The organism is Streptomyces sp. NPDC042002, assembly GCF_055588305.1.
Map to the genome: position 1 here is coordinate 2022 of NZ_JBVJCT010000004.1, position 20872 is coordinate 22893.

Below are 20872 nucleotides of genomic sequence, written 5' to 3' on the forward strand. Positions count from 1 at the left end.
TGACCCGGCCGTCGGAGAGCGTGACCTCGACACGGTCGCCGACCCGTTCGGCGGACTCGGCGCTGTAGCCGCCCCTGCCCCTCCCCCCCCCCCCCCCCCCCCCCCCCCCCCCCCCCCCCCCCCCCCCCTCCACGCGTTCAACAGAGAGGTGCAATGACGGCAGACGACTCGTACGGCCGACTCGATGACGACGACTACCCCGCCTACACCATGGGGCGGGCCGCCGAGATGCTCGGCACCACCCAGGGCTTCCTCCGCGCCATCGGCGAGGCCCGCCTCATCACCCCGCTGCGCTCAGCGGGCGGACACCGCCGCTACTCCCGCTACCAGCTGCGCATCGCCGCTCGCGCCCGGGAACTCGTCGACCGCGGCACCCCCATCGAGGCCGCCTGCCGCATCGTCATCCTCGAAGACCAGCTGGAAGAAGCCCAGCGCATCAACGCCGCATACCGCCGCGCCGCCGAATCAGCGAACCCGACGGCCGCGGCCTGAGACGGCTGAGACCTAAAACTTCCCCAGGAGCGTCGCGGCTGCCGCCCACGCAGACTGCCCGGAACGCAAAGCGTCCCGGGCGGGTTCGTCTTCTGCGGCGCTTGAGGCCGGGAGCGAGCGGCCCAACGTACGGAGAGCCACTCTCGCCGGAGCCGACTGCCGTACGGGTGGAGCACCGCGTGCAGGCATGCTCGTGCTCGTCCGTGACGTTGTCGGTGTCCGGCCTGGGCGTCAGGCGGCCCGGACGAGCTGGGCCCGTCCGAACAGCAGGGCGTAGCCGTCGGGGAGCTGTCCGATGATCCGGGCGATGAGGTCGTCTCCGGCGAGGCGGGCCACGACGCCGAGGACCGGTCCGGTGTCCCAGCGGGTCGTCGCCAGAGTGCCACCGGTCCGTTCGGCGAGGTCCTTTACGAAGCCCCACCCGGTCGGTGGCCCGCTGGTGAGGATCCGCGAGGCGAGGTGACCGGCCGCTTCCTGGGGCAGGCGGGCGGCGAGTTCCACGCGTTCGTCGCCCGTCAGCCGGCGGCCGAGGGCCTCAAGGACACGTCGTACGACGTCTTGCGCGTGTTGACGGGTGGGGGGAGAAGGGTCATGAGGCGCGTCGGCTTTCCTTTCCGTCTGGGCGCTCTCGGACCTCGGCAGGGGGCGTCGCTCCGCCCTCACGGTGAGCAGGTGCCGCTAGACGTCGACGTCGAGCGCGTCGGGGTCGATGCCCGGCAGGTCGAAAGCGAGACGTCCTCGGCGCCCTTGACGGACTGCGCCCTCTGGCGGCGATCACCCGCCAGCCATCGTTGACATGCCTCCCTGCGCCCAACTCTTCGGCCATCACGCTGTTTCCGTCGTTGCCGGCACTACCCGACCGGGCGGGTAGCGAGCTGGGTACGGGGAACAAGGGCGCCATCACCACGGCCGGCAACGCCGCCCCGGTGGTCGTGACACCTCCGGTGGGCCGCATACTCGTTGCTCGCCTGTCCGTGCCGTGAACGGGGACGGGTGCACCGAGGGCACGAACTGGAAGGGCTGATGGGGGACATGAAGGTCGCGAACGAACCGGTCATACCGGCAGAGGTGGAAAGTCCCGCTCTACGGGCCCAGCCGACCGGACGCTTTGCGCTCTGGCTGCTGCATCACCGGGTGCAACCGATCGGACCAGTGGCGGGAGAGGGACACACCGAGCAGCACGCCTGGTGGAAGGTGATGTGCCTGACAGGGGTCGACTACTTCTCCAGTCTGGCCTACGTCCCCGCGATCGCAGCCCTCGCGGCAGGAGCGGTCTCGCCCCTGGCGACGCTGTTGATCGTGGCGCTGACCCTGGTGGGGATGCTGCCGATGTACCGGCGGGTGACTCGTGAGAGCCCCAACGGAGCAGGATCGGTGGCGATGCTGGAGGATCTGCTGCCGTTCTGGCGGGGCAAGCTGTTCGTCCTGGTCCTGCTCGGTTTCGTCGCCACTTCGTGGATCATCACGATCACGCTGTCAACGGCGGACGCTTCCGTGCACGTGGTGGAAAACCCCTACTTCCCGCACGCGCTGCACGGTCACGAGGTCGCTCTCACCGTGGCGCTGCTGGTGGTGCTCGGCGGAGTGTTCCTGCTCGGGTTCAGCGAAGCGGTCAAGGTGGCCATCCCCTTGGTCGTAGCCTTCCTGGCGCTCAACGCGGCTGTCATCGGCGTCGGTCTGGTGGACGTCTTCACCACGCCGGGCGCCTTTTCGGCGTGGACGGACGCCCTCGGTGACGGCGGAGGCGGTCCCGGAGGCCTGGCAGGGCCCGCGCTCCTGGCGTTCCCCTTGCTGGTGCTGGGTCTTTCCGGTTTCGAGACGGGCGTGAGCATGATGCCTCTCATATCCGCGAAGGGCAGCGATCCCGAGCAGCAGAAGCAGTCACGGATCCGCAACACCCGGCGGCTGTTGACCACCGCCGCGCTCGTCATGAGCGTCTATCTGCTGGCCGCGAGTTTCGTGACCACCGTCCTCATCCCGCACAAGGAGTTCGAGCCCGGCGGCCAGGCGAACGGCCGGGCGCTGGCCTGGCTGGCGCACGAGAAGGTCGGCGAAGCGTTCGGCACCGCCTACGACATCAGCACCATACTGATCCTGTGGTTCGCGGGCGCGTCCGCGATGGCAGGCCTGATCAACATCGTGCCCAGATATCTGCCCGACTACGGCATGGCCCCGGAATGGGGACGTGCGGTACGCCCCGTCGTGATCGTCTACACCGCTCTCTGCATCATCATCACCATCGCGTTCGGTGCCGATGTCAACGCCCAGGCCGGCGCCTACGCCACCGGCATCCTGGCCATGATGGTCTCCGGAGCGTTCGCCGTCACGGTTTCGGTCGTCCGCAGTCGCCGCCGCGTGGCCGGTACGGGATTCGCGCTCCTCACCGCCGTCCTGTTCTACGCGCTGATGGCCAACATCGTCGACAAGCCCGACGGCATCGCCATCTCCGGCATGTTCATCGCCGGCATCATCGCCGTGTCGCTGATCTCCCGGGTCTCGCGCACCACTGAACTGCGCGCCGACCGGATCGTGTTCGACGACGAAGCCCGCCGGTTCATCACGGACACCCTCGCGCACGACAACGCCATCAACCTCATCGCCAACCGACGACAGGCCGGCGACAGCGCCGAGTACGCCTACAAGGAGCGGGAGCAGCGCGGCACCAACCCCGTGCCCGGCCCGGCCGACGTGCTGTTCCTGGAAATCGACGTGGTCGATCCGTCCGACTTCAGCGAAACCCTCAGCGTCCAGGGCGTCGAGGTGGACGGTTACCGAATCCTGCGTGCCGAGGCCCCGGCCGCTCCGAACGCCATCGCGGCGATCCTTCTCGCCCTGCGCAACGCCACCGGGGTCCAGCCGCACTGCTACTTCGCGTGGGCCGAAGGAAGTCCCCTGCGGCACATGTTCCGTTACTTCCTCCTGGGCCGCGGCGACACCGCTCCCGTCACCCGCGAAATCATCCGCAGCAACGAACCCGACCCCGACCGCCGCCCCGGCATCCATGTCGGCGGCTGAGCTCTCGGCCGTAACTTCGTGATGCGGGCTGACCGGACCGGTTCCCGCTTTCGCGTCGGGGAGCGTCAGCCCGCTGTTGATGGTGAGCGGGCCGGCAGATGACGGTGCCGGGAGGGCATGTGCTCGGCCACCCCGCCGCCGTTGCCACCGCCGCGTAGACGGCGGCTACTCTCCACAACCCACGAAACGGATGGGCACGGCAACCTGCTGTGCCGGTTCACCGGTTGCGCCGTGCCTGGGGTCGGACGGCTGGGGCGATCGGTGGTGTGGTGCGAGTAGGGGCTGACACGGACGCGTCGGCCCGGGCGCTGCGGTGCTCGTCGATCTGCGCGCCGCCGATGGCGACGGTCAGGACGGCGACGCCGACGAGTACCTGCAGGCAGGTGCTGACGACGGCGCGGAGTCGGTAGAGCAGCACTGCGCTCAGCACCATGACGATGCCGGAGATGCCTACGTGGAGCCAGTTGGGGGTAAGGGAGATGTCGGAGTTGTCCGCACCGGGGTCGAACGGCTGCCAGCCGCTGTAGTCGATGCTGAGAAGGAAGGTCGCGACGGCCGCGATGCCGTCGAGGACGAGCAGCCCGACGGCCAGTGCGATGTCTCCGGCAAGGGGCAGCCACCGGCGTCCGGTCCGTGGGGGCGGCACGTTCTCGCCGCGGAACTGTGGCAGGCCGGAAGGCTTCGGGGAGGCGGGGTCGTTCATGGGCACAAGTTTCCCTCGATGGCAGGACCGGGTCCTGAGTACCGGTACTCAGGACCCGGTGTTGTGGGGACCTCAGCCGTGGATCAGGGGCGAGCCGAGGGTTTCCTGGGTGACGGCGCCCTTGTCGTCGCCTTCGCCGTCGTAGAGCACGGACGGTGCGGTGCACGTGTTCGCGGGCTCCACCAGGAACCATGAGTAGTTGTCGTTGGCGAGTTTGGTCAGGTCGCACGTCTTCGACGTGACGACGTAGCCCTCGGCGGTCTCGGCCAGGCGCTCCTTGATCCGTTTGGTGATCTTGAAGCCGGTGAACCGTTTGGAGTTGTCGACCACCTGGTCGTCGATGATCTGCCGGCTCATGACCGACTTGCCGGTCATGCTGCCGGAGTGTGTGGCGGTGTTCTGGACGTTGTACATGGTCTGCGGCTTGTCGCCGGGGAAGATCACGTCGAACTGAAAGTCGGAGGTGCCCGCCGAGGCCGGCGCGGCGGCCAGGGCGACGAGTGCGAGGACGGTGGCTCCACCGGCGGCGGTGGACAGAAGTTTCCTCATGGTGAGGTATGTCCGTTCCGGCCGGGTGGGGCCCCGCGGAGAGCGGGGCCCCTGAGGGACGGCGGGGTTACAGGCCCATGTCGGTGAAGGTGCGCTCCAGGGAGTCGGCGTACAGACGGGCGCCACCGATCTTCGGGTGGAACGACTGGGCGGACAGGCCGTAGTTCTCGAGGATCGGGTAGTCCGATTTCGGCTGGTCCGAGTCCACCAGCGTCTTGACGATGCCGTGGACGGACTCGGGGTCACCACAGACCGCCTTGCCCGCGAAGTTCTGCTTCGGGTTCGAGAACCATGCCTGGGCGCCCGCGGCCTTGGTGGCGTTCACTGACTGCTGCATGGCGGCCGAGAGCGTGTCGGCCACACTGTTGAGCCAGTCGGAGGAGGACGCGGACAAGCCGATCTGGCCGACTCCGGGCACCGTGATGCTCAGGCACTCGCCCCGGTTCTCGATCAGCGGCGGGTATCCCATCAGTACGATTTTCGCATTGGGGGCCCTTTCGTGGATCTCCGCCAGGACCTTGGTGATGTCCGGCCGGACGATCTCGTCGATGATGCCGGCCACGGCTTGTTCGAGGGGCTGGCCGATGAACTTGCGGTCCCGGCCGGCCAGTTGGTTGTCGGTGTCGCCGTCCTCGAAGGTCTTGTCCTTGCAGTTGCCGCCGTTCATCGCAACCAGGCACTTCTGGATGATGGCGGAGAAGCGGGCGTCGTTGCCGCCGATGGAGAGGGTGACCAGGGTGGTGTTCTGGTCCAGGTAGCCCTTGTCGATCTGCGGCTTCTCGCCGCCGTTGCCCTGCACGATGCCGTTGTGCAGCATGTGGTAGGTGCGGGCGCCGGAGCAGGCGATCAGGTGGTAGTCCATGGCGCTGCCGTAGTTGTCGGCCAGGGTTCCGATCGACGCCGACCGGCCCGGGAGCGTCGCCTGGCGCGACCATGCCTGGGTGGAGCGGTGGCAGGCGTCGCGGGTCTTGTCCTCCTGCTTGTCCAGGTAGTCGGTCTCCGGGTAGTAGTCCCGGTTGCCCTCGGAGGCGCCTTCGCCGGAGGAGTACGAGTCGCCCATGGCGACGACAAAGTCCTTCGGTTTGGCCGACAGCGGCTGGAAGGCCACCGAGTCCCAGGCGATGTCCTCGTCCCCGGTGCCGTCGTCGGTGTCGGTGTCGAGGGTCACCGTCGGCGTGCCGGTGAAGTTGAACACGCCCAGGTCGACCCACTTGTTCTGCCGGATCCGCTGCGGGTGCACGCGGACGGGTGAGAGCGAGTCGGTGCCGCCCACCTTGTAGGCGGCCTGCCGGGTGTGGGCGCCGTGGTCGGGCATGTGCACGAAGACGCGCATCCAGCCGCGCTGGCTGCTGCTCAGCGTCCACTTGCCGGAGACGTTCAACCGCTTGCCGTCAGCGGTAGCCAGCCAGCGGGTGTGCCCCACCCAGAAGTGGTTGTTGTTGCCCGCGCCGATCTGGTGCAGGTCCATCTTGGAGGGGTACTTGTTGTTCGCGCCGGCGAAGGTGAACTGGAAGGAGCCGTTCGAGCTCACCGTGCAGGTACGCCCCGAACTGCCTGCGGGAACAGTGCCGTTGGGCAGGTCGTCCACGATCAGGGATCCGGACGGCAGGCCGGTGTTGCAGCGCGGGGGGTAGGGGTTCTCGTCGGGCTGCTCGGGATAGGTGTCGTCGAACCGGTGGACCGGATTGCCGCACCGGGCCTCGGTGGTGCAGTTCTTCCAGTTGACCGGCTGGTTCCACCAGCACTTGAGGTACAGCGGGTTGTCGCTGTGGGGGTCACCTGGCAGAGCGCACGGACCCTTGCCGTCGTCGTTGGAGGCGCCTTCGCTGATCTTCGAGGGCACGCAGTCGTTCTGCGGGCCGCAGAAGGTGAAGATGGGCGGCTTGGCGGAGGTGCGGGCGTCGTTGGAGTTCCACCACGCGGCGCGGTAGCCCGCCTGCATGTCACCCGGCTTGAACATGGCGGAGATCGGACGGGCGGCCCAGCCGATCACCTTCTCCTCGTACGGCCAGTCCTGCGGGTGTGCGGCGTGGCTGTAGTCGTCCTTGCCGTCCGCCGCCTCCAGGAAGGGAGTCCGGTTCTCCTTCCACAGCGGGTTGGCCGGATTGTTCGTCCAGCCGACGCCCCACTTGCCGTTCTGGGGGGAGGACTTGGGGTAGTACCCCGCGTTGTACGCCCACAGCGCATAGAACCAGTTCTCGATGTACTTCGGATGGCCCTCGTTGACGGTCAGGCCGTCCTTCCGGGTGTCGTTCCACTTCCCGATGAGTACGTTGACACCCGCCGCGATGTTCGCGGCGTAGTCGAGCGCGACAGCTTCCTGCTGCACCGTGGTCTTGGGCTGCTCGCCCTCTTTCTCCTTGCCGTGCATCCGCATGCCGTCGGTGACCTGCGCGATGCCGTAACCGCAGTCGGCCTTGGCGAAGTCGATCGCCCACGGGTCCTGCTGCTGGCCGTTGGCGGCGAACTTGACTCCGTAGAAGTTGCCGATCAGAGAGTTGGCCGTGACACCGGGCACCGCCAGCCGGGCGGCCTGCCACATGTTCGACTCCTGCGCCGTGATGCCGAGCATCACCTGCGCCGGCACGTGCCAGTCCTCACCGGACCCGCCCGCGAGCGGCGTCAGCGGGAAGAGCGTCTGCGGGGCGTAGGCCGCCATGCCGGTGTTCTTCCAGTTCGCCGACCGCGTCGCGCCCTTGTTGAGCTTGCCGACGATGGTCTGGTCGACCGCCCACTCGACCTGGCGGGGGGTGGGCTGGAACGCCTGCTTCTTGGGGTCGTTGCGCGCGACCGAGCAGTAACGGTCGTCTTCGACCGGGTCGTTGGCCGCCACCATGGGGCCGACCGGGGTCCTCGCGCGCTGCGCGAGCAGGACCGGGCTCGTCTGCGTTCCCTGCGTCACCGCGCGCTGCCCGCCGATGTTCCCGGAGCCGGGGTAGGCGTCCAGGACGACGGTCTCGCGAGTGTCCAGGGCCTTCACCGTGGTACGGACGGTACGGGTTTCCAGCGCCTCCTGCGGGCGTATCCGGGAGTCCTTGCCGTCCGCCCAGCGGGCGGTGACCACGGCCTGGCCCCGGCTGGAGACACGGGCGTCCTTGTCGATGCCGCCGGGGTTGTTCAGCCCGTTGTCCGCGGCGCGCGGGGTGGAGACGGCGTCGCCGGTCACGTACACCTTGCCCGAGGGCGTGGCCGTGAGGTCGAACTCGTCGAGCTTGCCCTGCGCGAGCCCGGCGGGCCGGCTTCGGCCGTCGGCCTTCTTGATCTGCCCGGCGCTGACGCGCGAGACCGTGGCGGTGTTCTGCGCCGCCGCGGCGTCGAGCGCCTTCGACGGCTTGGGAGCCGGGTCGATGAACGTGACGCCGCCGTCGGAGTCGGCCTTGAGCTGGAACGGCGTGGCCTTCGTGGTGGCGATGTCGCGGGCTATGCCGTCCTTGACGCTCACGATGTGGTTACCGGCGGAAGCGACGATGCCCTGGTCGGTGGGCACGGCCGAGGTCACCTGCCCGGTGACCGTCTGCTTCGTGCCGGCCTTCCCGCTCTTCGCGTCGACCGTGACCAGCCGGGTCTCGTTCTTCGCCGACCCGTCGTCGGTCAGTGCCGTGAACACCGCTTTCTCACCCTGGCCGCAGCCCGGGGAGAAGTAGCCCAGCGTGGCCTGGAAGGGCAACTTCGTGACCTGACCGTGGGCCAGGTCGACGATGGCGGTGAACGCTCCGCGCGTCATCAGCTCGGGTTTGTTGGTGAAGGTGCGGGGCGCGTAAGCGACGGCCGCGTACTTTCCGGACTCGGTCAGGCAGGCGTTGCCGATCCAGGTGTCGGTGTCGAAGCCGGGCTCGGACAAGGTCGCCGCCGTCTTCCAGGCGTATCCCTGCTTCTCGTCCGCGACGAGGACGTGGAAGCCGGTTCCGTCACCGGAGGTGGTGAAGGCACGGTCGGACGACTTCCCGTAGTCCTTGCCGAGGACGTCCGCGCGTCGGTCGGCCGGGACGGCGGCGGGCCGGTCGCCGGTCTTGGTCCCCGGGTCCTGGGCGGCCGGCGCCGACCAGCCCTCGGCCTTTCCCTGCGGGCCGGCCGCAGCGTATGCCTGTGTCGTGGCGACACCGGAGGACAGGGCCAGGGTGAGGATTGCCGTCACCGGTAAGTGCACACGTCTAAGCACGGTGTTGCGTCTCAAGTGGATTCTCCTTCTGCGGAGTTGCGCTTTCCAACTGCGATAAAACGAACGGTGCCGTCGGCGAAGGAGGGAGCGCGGCGGTCACGCGGATCGAGCGGTTGCGTGGTCACCGGCCACGCCGGCCTCGGGCGCGACTGCGCGCCGTGGCGGCAAGGTGACACGCGGAACGTGACGAGACATAGCGCGGCATTCCCCCCATTGAAAGCGCGCATTGGGAACCTGTGTTCGGTTCCGTGGTCACTCGGAACGTATCAGTGCATGACGATAAGTGTCATTCGCGATCTTCACAGCAGACTCATATGTGACATGACCCACGCGACTTCGAGTCGGCCGAAAATTGTCGCCGGACATGGTTTCGGTGGGCATTGACGAGTTGGTGCGTAATAGGGAGTGAGGTGTGTTTGCCCTGCTCAGGGTCGTTCTTAGGTTATGGCGGTGTGGTCGGAGACAAGGCTGCCGACGGCCCGGTAGGTGTCGGGCGGGCGATCGCGGCGATGGGTCCAGCGCATGGTCCAGCGGGCCTGGCCCTTGCCGGTGAGGTCGAGCGACATGATCGCCATGTAGACGCACTTCATGGCGGCCTGCTCGTCGGGGAAGTGTCCGCGGGCCTTGACCGCTCGCCGGATCCGCACGTTCACCGACTCGATCGCGTTCGTCGTGCAGACGACGCGCCGGATCTCGGTGTCGAAGGCAGATCACCAGCCGGTACCGCGACCTCATTTTGCAACGATCAGTTAGCCCCAAGTCCGGAAGACGATATCCGCACGGTCGTTACCTGCGGCTGCCAGGTACGGGAGGCACTTCAGCCGCCGGTGAAGTACGACGGCGTGCGCACTCGCATGGTGCCGGCGAGCTTTCCGAGAACGGTGTCGCTCGCTGGAGGGGTGCGGGCTTGGAGGACTGCGACGGTGTTTCCGACCCGGGTGAAGTACTCGACGTAGTCGTACTTCGACCATCGCCACACTCCGGGAGCAACCGGGGTACAGGCGGGTGACGGCACGGGGTAGACGCTGGTGAGCGCGGCACAGTGAGAGGGCGGGGTGAAACCCTGCTGTAGGGGGCCGACGGTCACCTGGATCTCTTGTTTGAGTTCGTCCATGGTGTCCGCGCCACTCAGGTTGTCGGGTGAGATCCGGTAGTAGAAGGTGGCCTCGTCTTCGGCTGTCGATCCGTTGGTGCCGACGCCGTTCAGGCGGTACCCCGCGGGCAGTTGCGGCCCGAGTAGGGGAATACGTGCCTGGGCCAGCTCGCTGTCCTGCCTGCTCCGGACATGCTGTGTGGTGGCGAGCGAGTCGAGTGGCATCAGCAGGACCAGGGCGAGGCCCACGGCTGCTCGCGGCCAAAATGGCCTGTGGGACTGGGTGATCCAGGCCGCGAGGGCGAACGCCGCCACGCACAAGGCGGGTTGGACGTACTGCGTGCCGCCGGGGAACCACTGGATAGCTTTGATGTTCCGGACCAGGTACCAGCCGATGCCGGTGCCGATCAGCGCGGTGAACCAGGACGGCCGGATTCTGAGGAGGCGCAGAGCCGGCCAGGCGAGGAGGAAGTTCAGGAAAGGTAAGACGTAGGACCACAGGACGACGAAGCCGAGGCAGCCGTAGTCCGGCGCGTTCCGGCAGGTTCTGGAGTCCAGGACCAGCCACGTTGCGAGTGTGGAGACGACCACCGAGGCGAGCCCGACTCCGGCAGCCTGTGCCGCACGCTTCACATACCGCGGCCGTTTCACGGCTGCCGGTTCGACCAGCGCAGTACCCATCCTGTCCTCCCCCGATTCGCACCAGAGCGAAGTGAATCAACCGCCGCCGTGGCAGTCGGCCACCTCGTCGTGCAAGACACGATAAGAGTCTCGAGTGGCGGCACGACCAGACTCCCGGGAGTGGGGCCGAGGTCCAAGGGGGCCTACTTTCGGCCGATTTGATGCGAGGCGACGCCCGGGCGACCCTTGCTCTTCACGGGGGATTCTCCGTGACCACAACAGGATCGTGATGTCAGCCGACCGGTCGATGTGTCGCTTTCGCGCCACAGGAGAGGGGCGATCTGTCGGTTTTCTCTTGCGTCTCACGGTTATCGCCTGCCTACAGTGGTCCCGCTCGCCTCGAACACGTCTGACCAGCCGTTCGAAAAGAGGGGGGTATTGGCGCGGACCATGGGGGAGCCGCTTGCCTCTTCGTGTGGTTTCCCCTGCCCGAAGCGGAGGGGTGCCGATGGCCGACGAGATGGTGTTACAGGCGCAGAAATTCGTCAACGCGACTTATGGCAGCCGCATCGGCATGACCGTCGAGGAGGACGGGCAGACCGGTTGGAATGCGATGTATCCCCTCACTCGCGCCCTGCAGGGGAAGCATCCGGTTGTCACCGCTTCCACTGCGCCGTCGACGGACTTCATACGCATCGTTCAGTCTGCCCTGTACTGCAAGGGCTATGACGGCGGCGGCATCGACGGCAAGTTCAGTGACCGGGTCGCTTCTTCGATTTCACTGCTCAAGCAGCGCGTGGGCGTGGACCAGGTCTACCGGGGCAGCGATCTCGTGCCGAAGGCGTTCGAGGGTCTGCTGAACATGGACGCCTATGTCGGTGTCGGCAACGGCTCCTACTCCGTCCGGAGCATTCAGCAGTGGCTCAACGGACGCTACGTCAACCGGCAGGACTTCTTCGTCGTCCCGTGTGACGGGATCTACTCGCCCGATGTGGCCGAGGCCATGATCTACGCCGTGCAGTACGAGATGGGCATCGCCGACGGTACGGCCAACGGGAACTTCGGCTCCGGCACTCAGGAAGGCCTGAAGAGGCACACGATCACGGTCGGTGGGAGGGGCACCTGGGTCCTCTTGTTCACTGCGGCCATGATCTTCAACAGGCGTTACGGTGTGGATTTCCAGGGGAGTTTCACCGCCGGCCTGGCCGACGCGGTGCGCGAGTTCCAGACGTTCGTGAAACTGCCGGTCACCGGAGCGGGCGACTTCTCCACGTGGGCCTCGCTGTTGGTCTCCTTCGGCAACCAGTCCCGTAAGGGCGAGGACTGCGACTGCGTCACCAAGATCACTCCGGCGCGTGCGGCGGCGCTCAAGGCGGAGGGCGTCAAGTATGTGGGCCGCTACAACCCGGTGGCTGTTCCGGCCGGCGACACGAAGGAAAAGGAGATCCAGCCCGGCGAGCTGAAGACCATCGCGGACATCGGGCTGCGCTGCTTTCCCATCCATCAGACCTATGGGCGGGGAAAGGATTCGTTCGGCGCGCCGAAGGGCACGGCCGATGCCATTCCCGCTGTGACGCACGCCGACCGCCACGGCTTCAAGCGAGGGACCCGTATCTACTTCGCCGTCGACTTCGACGCCGTCGACGACGAGGTCTCTCGACGGAGTCCAGGTCCGTATGGGGGACATCGAAACCGTTCTCGTCCATCGCGTCCAGCGGTTCCACTATGAGATCGACCCACTGCGCCGTGGCGACGTCGTCGGGCTGGCACCACCCCGGAACGATCCGGAACGAGCTGGCCGAGTCCAACCTCGCCTCGGGGACGGCAGTCCAGATCCGTCCAGGCTTCTACCCTTCCGGACAGCGGGGCGGCTTCTTCTCCGACCAACTCGTGATCGTCCGTGACATCCTCGCCGACCTGGAAGGTGTCGTCCGCTGGGGCGGTGACGACAAATGGCCTGACGAAGCCCTGTTCCACATAGACACCGCGCCCGAAGGCGGCCACCTCACCAGGGTCGCGGACAAGCTCCGTACATGGGCCGCCACCCCGGGCAAGGGCGCCGGGGCGTCCGCCGACCCCCTCCAGCCGGACAGACGCCGGGCCGCACAACGGCCGGCTCGCCGCCAAGCCTGACTTCCGTACCCGCCCGACAAGTGAAGACTCGCGCTCTGACCCCCGGCCCCGCCGGGCTTCCCCAGAATCCTGTGGGGCCGACTGCGCCCGCTCCTGCCACGACGTAGACCCTGACTTCGATCCTGCCGGGCCCGTTTTCGGAGCCCGCGGGCCGCGGCGGCATGACGGGACCCGACCAGGATGCGCGGACCGTTCGGTCTGCGCGCAAGAGCCGGTGTGCCCAGGCAACCGCCGGAAGCCCACAAAGCCCGGCTTCCGTTGCTCCGCCGACGAATGTGGTGTCCTTCGTGCCACCTCACCCCAAGACATCCGTCCCGGCCCGCGTCTTGGGCAAACACCGCTGCTTGGACGGTCCAGGTCCCGGCGGCGGGGGCCTTTTGATCCTGCCTGTTCACCAACAAAGGAAGTGCTGATGCGTCACCTGCTCACGTCTGTCGGATCGATCGGCGCGGCCGTGGCTTCTTGCATGCTGCTGGCGGCCCCGGCATCCGCCACGGACCAGTTCTCCCGTTCCCAGCTCGATGTTGTCTTTCCCGGTCAGAAACCCGCGACGACCTACTACGTGCAGAACACCGTCAGGCTGAAGGACGGGCTGATTTCGGGCAAGTCGACGGCGAACTGGCAGATCCTTGACGATCAAGCCATCGACCTGTCCAAGCGGTTCACCAGCTTCCAGATCACGACAAGGCTGGAAGAGCGTCTCACCAAGACAAGCGAGGACCACGTCGCCACGACCAAGACGTGCGATCTGACCCGACTCGTCAACGACAACTACACCTGGTCCCTTGACGAGCCGGTCAACAACTGCCTGGCCCCGTCCACGGTTTACGACGGTGAGGTGTGGTGGTCGGCGGATTCGACGGTCGTCTACGACATCGAGGGCGACGGCAAGGCTGCCATCACCAAGGACCTGCAAGGCTCACCTCTTGTCCATGGCTGACCCGTCGCATGCGGAGACCGGGAAGAGAACCCTGCCTGCGTTCCTGCTGATTGCCGCCGTCCTGCTCTCGGGATGCAGCACGGAGACCTCACCGAAGAGCGATTCGGCCGCCGCGGGCGGTCAGCCGACGGTCGGCGCGTCTTTGGCCAGGAGTGACAGCGACCTGGCGGCACGCTACCGAAGCGCCGGCGGATACCGGGACGTGTACGGCCTCAAGTACGTGAAGAACCGGGCCGGTGTGCCGACCCTCACCGTGTGGACCCGTAAGAAGTCCGGCTACGGAAGCGAATTCGACGCATTCGACAAGACGTTGACGTCTTTCCTGACCGGAACAGGCGTCAACCTCCAGCAGGGCTACGTCCTCACTGTTTACGGCCCCGGCGGGGCCATATTGCACCACTACGACACCACATTGGAGAACAACCCTTGATATCCAAATCCCTTGCTTCCGCCCTCCTCTGCACCGTCTCTGCGGGTGCCCTCCTCCTCGGCACCGGGCCGTTGGCGCACGCCGACGAACCCGTCCCGGAACCGTCGGTCACCACAACCCCGGCCCCGGTCGAAGAAGGGCCGACGGAACCGGTGAAGCCGGTGATCGCCGACTACCGGGGACAGAAGATCGACCTCTCCTCGTCATGGGAAGGCGCCAACATCTGCACCGAACTTCCCGACGGCGAAGTCCATTGCTACGACACGAACGCAGAATCCCTGGCAGATCCGGATCTTCCTGCGAAAGTCCGTGAGGACACCCTCAAGGCCTCGAAACTCCATGCTGCTTCGGACCCGCGCGACAACTGCGCGTCCGACTACTGGTGCCTGTATCAGGACGCGAACTACAAGGGCAGGCGTCTGCAGTTCTCCAGCAGCGGCAAGAAGAATCTCGGTGACTACGGATTCCGGGACAAGCTCAGCTCGGTCTACTACTGGGTCGCCCGTTGGCCGCTCAACTACGGACTCGCGACGATCTGGGACTCACGTTCAGGTCTGCTGCACGACCGGCAGCGAGATCTCGAGCCTCCGCACGGCTGGTCGAACTTCAAGAACATGGACTACCCCGGTGGCGGCGACTGGAACGACAAGGTCGACGTGTTCGAAGTCAAGCGTGCATGAGAGGCACCGCAGACGTTCGCAAAGAGGTGACGCTTCCTGTGCGCAGGCACGCCACCGGGGGCGACGTCCCAAGCCCCCTTCGAACCGGAGCCGGATACAGGGCCGAGCCGAACCGGATGAGGTGATCGCGGTACGCGCAGCGGTGTCCCAGACGCGGGCGAAGCATCCGCAGACCACAGCTCCCGCCGCTGGTCGCCGAACTGCAACGATCCTGCCGTGACCTTCGTCGAACCCTGATCGAACGGTCTGTGGTCTTCTTGCGGCAGGGGAAGGTCCATCAGTAGCGGCGAGCATCACCCGTGCCGCCCTTGGACGCACTGACAGCCCGTCAGGACGGGGCGGCACGAGCGGCCCCGGCATCGACCCGGGCAAGGGCCGTACGGGGCCGGGAGCGTCGCCGATGCGGGCCGCGCGCTGACGAGCAGACCGGCGAGCGCGGTCGGGAGGAGCCGCCATGATCCTTTCCCGCCTGCTTCCCGAGGACAGACTGAAGAACTACTGCCTCGGCTTCGCCGACACGCTGATCGCTCGCGCCGGACTGGAGGCCCCCAGCCAGGTGGCGATGAAGCCCCATCACGCCAAACTGTTCGCCGGCGGTTCGACCTGACGGGTTCCTGGATCCTGGCAGTTCTCTTCATCCGCTTCGGCCTGGCCTTCGTACGCTTCCGCAGGGACCGATGGCTCCCCGGCCTGGTCAAGGCATCCGTCGCCACCGGAACCCTCTGCTACCTGCTCGGCTGGGCGCAGCGGTCCTTCGCCTTCTCCTCGCATGCGTGCCCCGACCACTTCGACCGGACCCCCATCGCGCGCTTCGACCGCTACGAGGACGGCGCCTTTCCCCTGCACGCGACCTGCTACTGGGACAACGGCGAGCAGAAGGAACTCGTGAGCGGCTGGGTCAATCCACTCCTGTTCATCTGCATGACCGCCCTGGCCGGCTGCCTGGTGACGCTGGCGGTCCTCACCTACCGCCGCTACCGGAAAGGAAACACACGTTGAGCTAAGTTGAGAAGCTGTGCCAGAACGGCTGATCTGTGACCCTCTGTGACTGGTGCCGGTCGGTGGACCGAGTACCGCGGGTTGCAACATGAGCCGGAATCGGCCATGTCGGCTTGGGTTCTCCTTTCCGGACAGGGTCAGGGCACCCGCTTGCTCGCCGTCACCGCGGCAGAGAACGCGAACAGAGGTTTTCCCCTATCTGTGGGGCAGGGGCCCGGCGGGCATCTCAAGAGCCGGGCCGTGGGTGGTGAGGTGGTGGGCGAGCCTGGTGAGCCCTTTCCTCTGGAGCAGGTGGTGATCGCGCAGGGGCGACTCGCGCGGGGTGTGTACTCACGGCAGGCTCGTGCTCCGTGTCACGCCTGCCGATATGGCCCGAGCCTGAATCCGCCAGGGGCTGTAAGAGATCCGGCCCGGCCGTACATCTCCCGATTGACAGCCGTTGACGGGCGGAACATGGAGGTGCTGTGAGACGACGACGAACAACCGCCGGGGAGTACGGTGACCCGGCCGGACACCGGGCCCTGGAGGCTCTCTATACGGCTCATGCTGATCGGGTCCTGGCGTATCTGCTGCACCGTACGGACCGGGAGACAGCACAGGACATCCTGTCGGAGACCTTCGTGCTGGCCTGGCGCAAGTCCGGGTCCGTACCCGACGATGCCCTGCCGTGGCTGCTCGCCTCGGCCCGGCGGCTGCTTGCCAACCGCGTGCGGTCCGACCAGCGGCACCGTGCGCTGACCGAGCGCTTGGCGGTGATGGCCGACCGGACGGGGGCCGCGGAGATCGGGGACGCGATAGGCACGCGGGTCGAGGTGGCCGCTGCGCTGTCGGCGCTTTCCGAACAGGACCGGGAGGTACTCGTGCTGAGTGCCTGGTACGGACTGACGGCCAAGCAGGCGGCCGTGGTCATGGGCTGCACGGCCACTGCCTTCGCTGTGCGCCTGCACCGGGCACGCAAAAGGTTCAGGGCGGCGCTGCCCCCTGCAGGCCATGCACAGCCGGTCCATGGCGCTCTTGCCCAGGCCCACTTCACCCAACGGGAGTCAGCATGAAGCAGACCGTCACCAAGCGCAGCCAGGCGTCCGACCTCGACGCCGTCCGTGCCCTGCGCCCCACCGGCGACGGCACCGACGGCTGGGCGGCGTCCGAAGACGGCCAGGCCGTCCTGCGGGAGGTCCTGCGACGTACCGGGCAGCCGCGTGGCACGGCCGGTTCCGGGAGGCGCCGGCACCTGTTCATGGTGGGTGCGGTCACGGCCGTCCTCCTCGGGGGTGCCACCACGGCCGCCGTAGCCACATTCGGGCCATGGGGCGAGGACGGGCGCAACGTCATGTGCGCTCGCACGCTGTCGCCCGAGGCGGACCTGAGCCAGCTGCCGCTCAAAGCCATGAAGGATTTCGATCCGCAGGACGCGGCTCGTTCCTGCGCGGCGGCCTGGGACCGGATGTGGAACCGGCCCATACGGGGCACGACGCCACAGACTCCCAAGCCGACCCGGTTCGCGGCCTGCTTTTTCCCCAACGCCCAGCCCGACAGCGGCGAGTCCTCCGCCACCGACGGCCATGGGGAACTCGGCGGGCCGGTGATCTACCCGGCGGACGGCTACCCCACAAAGGAGGCGGCCTGCGCAGCCATCGGCTCCAGGCCCGTGGCAGGCGGTTGAGACCGACGGTTTACGCCAGTTGACATTCGATGGCGATCCGGGGCGCTCCGGGTGGCGGAGCCCGCGAGCCACCGCTCGACCAGGTTCAGCCGGGATGAGCCGGCCGGCGTGAAGTGCAGGTGGAACCGGGGGCGTGCCAGACCCTTTGTGCTCGACCCAACTTCGGACCTGCCTGTCTGGTGCTGCTCCGCGGAAGTTCGTGGAGGGGTGTTCGGACCGGTCAGGCCGTCGTGAGTGGGGTGCCGTCGTAGGTCCACTTGTACGGCTTGGCAGCGCTGTTGTGGTTGATCACGTAGCTCTCCAGCTTGTCGATGAGGTCGTCGCGGCTGGAGAAGTCGCCATGCCGGAGGACTCTGCGGGCCAGGGTGGAGAAGAATAGCTCCACTTGCCTGAGCCAGGAGGGGGGCGGAGGGGTCCAGAGCACGTGCCAGCGCGGGTGGTCGGCCAGCCACTTCCTGGTGTGCTTGGCGGTGTGGGAGGACTCGTTGTCGAGCACGACATGGATACCCTGATCTGGGGCGATGACGGCGTCGAGCTGGTCGAGGAAGGCGGTGAAGGTCACCGCGTCGTTGCGGGCGATGATCTCGGTGAGGACCTCGCCGGCGTCCTGCACACCTGGGGCTTCGCCCTCTACCTCGCCAGCAACGGCAAGTACGAGGACAACCTCCTGCCCACCGGGCTGCCCGTCGGCTCACCGGAAGACGCCTTGGACTGTGCGCGCGGCTCCTGCCTCGGCGACCCGACGCCCTGATCAACACTCCTCCACCAACTTGCGCGGAGCAGCACTAGAGCCAGTCTCTCCGCTTGAAAATCACGTACAGACTGGCGCAAACCACGCCCATCAAGCCGATCGCGAAGGGGTATCCGAAGCGCCAGCCCAGCTCCGGCATGTTCTCGAAGTTCATGCCGTAGATAGTTCCTACGAGTGTGGGAGCGAACAGGATCGCCGCCCAGCTGGAGATCTTCTTGATCTCCTCGTTCTGTTCGAAGCCCGCCTCCGCCAACGCCCGCATCTCGGCGTTCTGTTGCTGGGTGACCAGCGTCGCGTTGACGGTCAGGATGTCGGTGAGGGCCTGGCGGAAACCGTCGACGCGTTCGCTGGTGTGGGTGACGTGGTCGGCGACGTCGCGGAGGTAGCGCTGGAGTTCCTCGTCCGTGCGGTACTTGGCGAAGCCGGCCATCAGACTGTGCAGCATGCCGACCAGCGGGCGGGTGGCGCGCTGGAACTCGACCATCTCGCGGGAGAGTTCGTAGATACGGCGGGACACCGCGGGGTCGCCGCGGAAGACCTCGGTCTCGATCTCGTCGATGTCGTTCTGGACGCCGGTGACCACCGGGGCGTACCCGTCGACGACGGAGTCGAGGATCGCGTACAGGACCGCCTCAGGTCCGAGTCTCAGCAACTCCGGGCTGCCCTCCATGCGGCGGCGCACCGCCGAGAGGTCCGGTGCCGCGCCGTGCCGGACCGTGATCACGAAGTCCGGTCCCACGAACACGTGCAGCTCGCCGAAGTCGACCTCCTCGACCGCGTCCAGATAGCGGGCGGCGCTCAGCACGACGAAGAGCGTCTCGCCGTAACGCTCCAGCTTCGGACGCTGATGCGCCTCCATCGCGTCCTCGACGGCCAGCGGATGCAGGTCGAACTCGGCCGCCAGCGAGTGGAGTTCGGCCTCCGTCGGACGGGCCAGGCCGATCCACGCCATGCCGTCCGGCTGCTCGCGCAGTTCACGGAAGGTGTCGGCCAGCGACGCGGGCGTCGACACCCGCACGCCGTCGCGGTACAGCGCGGACTGGACGACGCTCGCGACCTCGGCGGGCTCGGGCGCCGGAGGGGAGTCGTGCGGCGCCGGAGGCTGCGGGGGCGGTGCGGACGGCGGAGTCAGGGCGCGCCGCCACAGAGGCTTCCGCGAAGCCCCGGCGCCCCGCGATTCTCCGGAGCTCCTCGTCTCCGCGGAGCCGTCCGTGTCGTTCGTGCTCTTCCGCTTCTTCGAGGCTTGGCGGTCGCGTCGCTCGGACATCGCGGCTGCCTCCAGGGTCGAACGTACGTCTGTGTGATCACCGAGCAGGATATACGGGGCAAAGGGTCCGTGAGTGGTCGGCGGCATCGGGATCGGGTGAGAGTTGCGGACAGGAGGTGTCCGCAAGCGGCGCTAGCGTGCCGGGCATGACGAAGACGACCGCGACGGCCCCCGTGCTCGGCACCCGCGCCCTCAACCGCGCGACCCTCGACCGTCAGCTCCTGCTGCGCCGTTCCCCGCTGTCCGTGACGGCCGCCGTCGAGCACCTTCTCGGTCTCCAGGCACAGAACGTGAAGCCGCCGTACTACGCGCTCGCCGCCCGGCTGGACGGCTTCCGGCCCGAGCGGCTGTCGGCCGCCATGGGCGCACGCGAGGCCGTCCGGATCGTCACCATGCGCTCCACCATCCACACGCACACCGCCGAGGACGCCCTCACCCTGCGTCCGCTGGTGCAGGCCGCGCGCGACCGCGAGCTGGGCCAGTTCCGCAAGGGGCTCACCGGCGTGGACCTGGACCGGCTCGCCGTCATCAGCCGTGAGCTGGTGGAGGCCGAGCCGCGCACCATGAAGGAGCTGCGCGAGGCGCTGCTCGCCGAGTGGCCGGACGCCGACCCGTTCGCCCTGTCCATCGCGGCCCGCTGCACCCTGCCGCTCGTCCAGGTCACCCCGCGCGGTCTGTGGGGCCGCAGCGGCCAGGTCGCCCTCACCACCGCCGAGCACTGGCTGGGCCGCGCCGCCGAGCCCGCCCCGGCGCCCGACGCGATCGTGCTGCGCTATCTCGCCGCCTTCGGGCCCGCCTCGGTCAAGGACATGCAGACCTGGGCCGGCCTGACCCGGCTCCGCGAGGTCTTCGAGCGGCTCCGGCCCGGCCTGACGACGTTCCGTGACGAGAACGGTGTGGAGCTCTTCGACCTTCCCGACGCGTCCCGGCCCGACGCTGACACCCCTGCCCCGCCCCGTTTCCTGCCCGAGTTCGACAATCTGCTGCTGTCCCACGCGGACCGCTCCCGGGTCGTCCCCGCCGACCTCAAGGGGCGCACCTGGCAGGGCAACCAGGCCTACCGCACCCTGCTCGTCGACGGATTCCTGTCCGGCCTGTGGAAGCTGGAGGAGGGCGCGCTCGTCGTCGAGCCCTTCGGCGGACTCACGAAGGCGCAGCGGGACGAGGTCGCCGCGGAGGGGGAGCGGATGCTCGCGGCGATGCACGAGGGGGAGGGGTACGACGTCCGGTTCGGCGCGGTCGCACGGCCCTGAAGCCGCGGTCCTGAGGCCTTGTCGCGGGGGGGGGGGGGGGGGTGGGGGGGGGGGGGGAAGAGGGGGGGGGGGGGGGGGGGGGGGAGAGGGGGGGGGGGGGGGGGGGGTGGAGGGGGGTGTCCTC

19 protein-coding genes and 1 pseudogene are annotated in these 20872 nt (G+C 67.6%); 12 read left to right on the plus strand and 8 right to left on the minus strand.

The genetic code is table 11. From position 1 onward, the window contains the following. Positions 1-153 precede the first annotated feature (153 nt). On the plus strand, positions 154-492 hold the full coding sequence (locus ACZ6KY_RS07705) for a MerR family transcriptional regulator (protein WP_469309414.1): 339 nt from the start codon (positions 154-156) through the stop codon (positions 490-492). Between the two features lie 231 nt (positions 493-723). Here the strand turns inward: ACZ6KY_RS07705 and ACZ6KY_RS07710 are convergent, their stop codons facing one another. Further along, positions 724-1155: a DUF2267 domain-containing protein gene (locus tag ACZ6KY_RS07710; protein WP_469309415.1), complete on the minus strand. Its 432-nt coding sequence runs from the start codon at positions 1153-1155 to the stop codon at positions 724-726. A gap of 369 nt (positions 1156-1524) precedes the next feature. On the opposite strand from ACZ6KY_RS07710, the gene ACZ6KY_RS07715 reads away from it, so the two are divergent. After that, the gene (locus tag ACZ6KY_RS07715; protein WP_469309795.1) at positions 1525-3507 is read left to right on the plus strand and encodes an APC family permease; all 1983 of its coding nucleotides are present in this window, start codon (positions 1525-1527) and stop codon (positions 3505-3507) included. Between the two features lie 217 nt (positions 3508-3724). On the opposite strand, the gene ACZ6KY_RS07720 is transcribed toward ACZ6KY_RS07715, so the two are convergent. The 5 genes and pseudogenes from ACZ6KY_RS07720 to ACZ6KY_RS07740 form a co-directional block, all read right to left on the minus strand. After that, positions 3725-4210 carry a DUF6234 family protein gene (locus ACZ6KY_RS07720; RefSeq protein ID WP_469309416.1) on the minus strand — a complete coding sequence of 162 codons (486 nt, stop codon included), beginning with the start codon at positions 4208-4210 and terminating at the stop codon, positions 3725-3727. A gap of 72 nt (positions 4211-4282) precedes the next feature. After that, positions 4283-4759: a hypothetical protein gene (locus ACZ6KY_RS07725; protein WP_469309417.1), complete on the minus strand. Its 477-nt coding sequence runs from the start codon at positions 4757-4759 to the stop codon at positions 4283-4285. 67 nt (positions 4760-4826) lie between these two features. Next, the gene (locus ACZ6KY_RS07730; RefSeq protein WP_469309418.1) at positions 4827-8933 is read right to left on the minus strand and encodes an SGNH/GDSL hydrolase family protein; all 4107 of its coding nucleotides are present in this window, start codon (positions 8931-8933) and stop codon (positions 4827-4829) included. A 422-nt stretch (positions 8934-9355) separates the two neighbouring features. Beyond that, positions 9356-9622 (minus strand): annotated as a pseudogene (locus ACZ6KY_RS07735) (transposase); the annotation flags it as partial. Positions 9623-9735: 113 nt separating this feature from the next. Beyond that, on the minus strand, positions 9736-10692 hold the full coding sequence (locus ACZ6KY_RS07740; protein WP_469309419.1) for a hypothetical protein: 957 nt from the start codon (positions 10690-10692) through the stop codon (positions 9736-9738). A 448-nt stretch (positions 10693-11140) separates the two neighbouring features. Between ACZ6KY_RS07740 and ACZ6KY_RS07745 the strand changes: the two genes are divergently transcribed. From ACZ6KY_RS07745 to ACZ6KY_RS07780, 8 genes are all read left to right on the plus strand, one after another. After that, positions 11141-12361, plus strand: a complete 1221-nt coding sequence (locus tag ACZ6KY_RS07745; RefSeq protein ID WP_469309420.1) for a glycoside hydrolase domain-containing protein — start codon at positions 11141-11143, stop codon at positions 12359-12361. A 17-nt stretch (positions 12362-12378) separates the two neighbouring features. Then, the gene (locus tag ACZ6KY_RS07750) at positions 12379-12765 is read left to right on the plus strand and encodes a hypothetical protein (protein ID WP_469309421.1); all 387 of its coding nucleotides are present in this window, start codon (positions 12379-12381) and stop codon (positions 12763-12765) included. A 412-nt stretch (positions 12766-13177) separates the two neighbouring features. Next, positions 13178-13705, plus strand: a complete 528-nt coding sequence (locus tag ACZ6KY_RS07755) for a hypothetical protein (RefSeq protein ID WP_469309422.1) — start codon at positions 13178-13180, stop codon at positions 13703-13705. After that, a complete protein-coding gene (locus tag ACZ6KY_RS07760) occupies positions 13698-14135 on the plus strand; it encodes a hypothetical protein (RefSeq protein WP_469309423.1) in 438 nt (145 codons plus the stop codon). Before ACZ6KY_RS07755 ends, ACZ6KY_RS07760 begins: the two co-directional genes overlap by 8 nt. 71 nt (positions 14136-14206) lie before the next feature. Then, positions 14207-14815 carry a peptidase inhibitor family I36 protein gene (locus tag ACZ6KY_RS07765; protein ID WP_469309424.1) on the plus strand — a complete coding sequence of 203 codons (609 nt, stop codon included), beginning with the start codon at positions 14207-14209 and terminating at the stop codon, positions 14813-14815. A 454-nt stretch (positions 14816-15269) separates the two neighbouring features. Further along, positions 15270-15422: a hypothetical protein gene (locus tag ACZ6KY_RS07770; RefSeq protein WP_469309425.1), complete on the plus strand. Its 153-nt coding sequence runs from the start codon at positions 15270-15272 to the stop codon at positions 15420-15422. A gap of 856 nt (positions 15423-16278) precedes the next feature. Then, the gene (locus tag ACZ6KY_RS07775; RefSeq protein ID WP_469309426.1) at positions 16279-16866 is read left to right on the plus strand and encodes an RNA polymerase sigma factor; all 588 of its coding nucleotides are present in this window, start codon (positions 16279-16281) and stop codon (positions 16864-16866) included. Then, a complete protein-coding gene (locus tag ACZ6KY_RS07780) occupies positions 16863-17477 on the plus strand; it encodes a hypothetical protein (protein ID WP_469309427.1) in 615 nt (204 codons plus the stop codon). The genes ACZ6KY_RS07775 and ACZ6KY_RS07780 overlap by 4 nt, the downstream gene beginning before the upstream one ends. Positions 17478-17697: 220 nt before the next feature. Here ACZ6KY_RS07780 and ACZ6KY_RS07785 read toward each other — a convergent pair whose 3' ends face one another. Further along, the gene (locus ACZ6KY_RS07785; protein WP_469309428.1) at positions 17698-18090 is read right to left on the minus strand and encodes a transposase; all 393 of its coding nucleotides are present in this window, start codon (positions 18088-18090) and stop codon (positions 17698-17700) included. Here ACZ6KY_RS07785 and ACZ6KY_RS07790 point away from each other — a divergent pair. Then, the gene (locus tag ACZ6KY_RS07790; RefSeq protein WP_469309832.1) at positions 17977-18228 is read left to right on the plus strand and encodes a hypothetical protein; all 252 of its coding nucleotides are present in this window, start codon (positions 17977-17979) and stop codon (positions 18226-18228) included. The two genes, ACZ6KY_RS07785 and ACZ6KY_RS07790, sit on opposite strands and share 114 nt — an antisense overlap. 34 nt (positions 18229-18262) lie before the next feature. Here the strand turns inward: ACZ6KY_RS07790 and ACZ6KY_RS07795 are convergent, their stop codons facing one another. After that, positions 18263-19495 carry a magnesium and cobalt transport protein CorA gene (locus ACZ6KY_RS07795; RefSeq protein ID WP_469309429.1) on the minus strand — a complete coding sequence of 411 codons (1233 nt, stop codon included), beginning with the start codon at positions 19493-19495 and terminating at the stop codon, positions 18263-18265. A gap of 146 nt (positions 19496-19641) precedes the next feature. On the opposite strand from ACZ6KY_RS07795, the gene ACZ6KY_RS07800 reads away from it, so the two are divergent. Continuing rightward, positions 19642-20748: a winged helix DNA-binding domain-containing protein gene (locus ACZ6KY_RS07800; RefSeq protein ID WP_469309430.1), complete on the plus strand. Its 1107-nt coding sequence runs from the start codon at positions 19642-19644 to the stop codon at positions 20746-20748. Positions 20749-20872 lie beyond the last annotated feature (124 nt).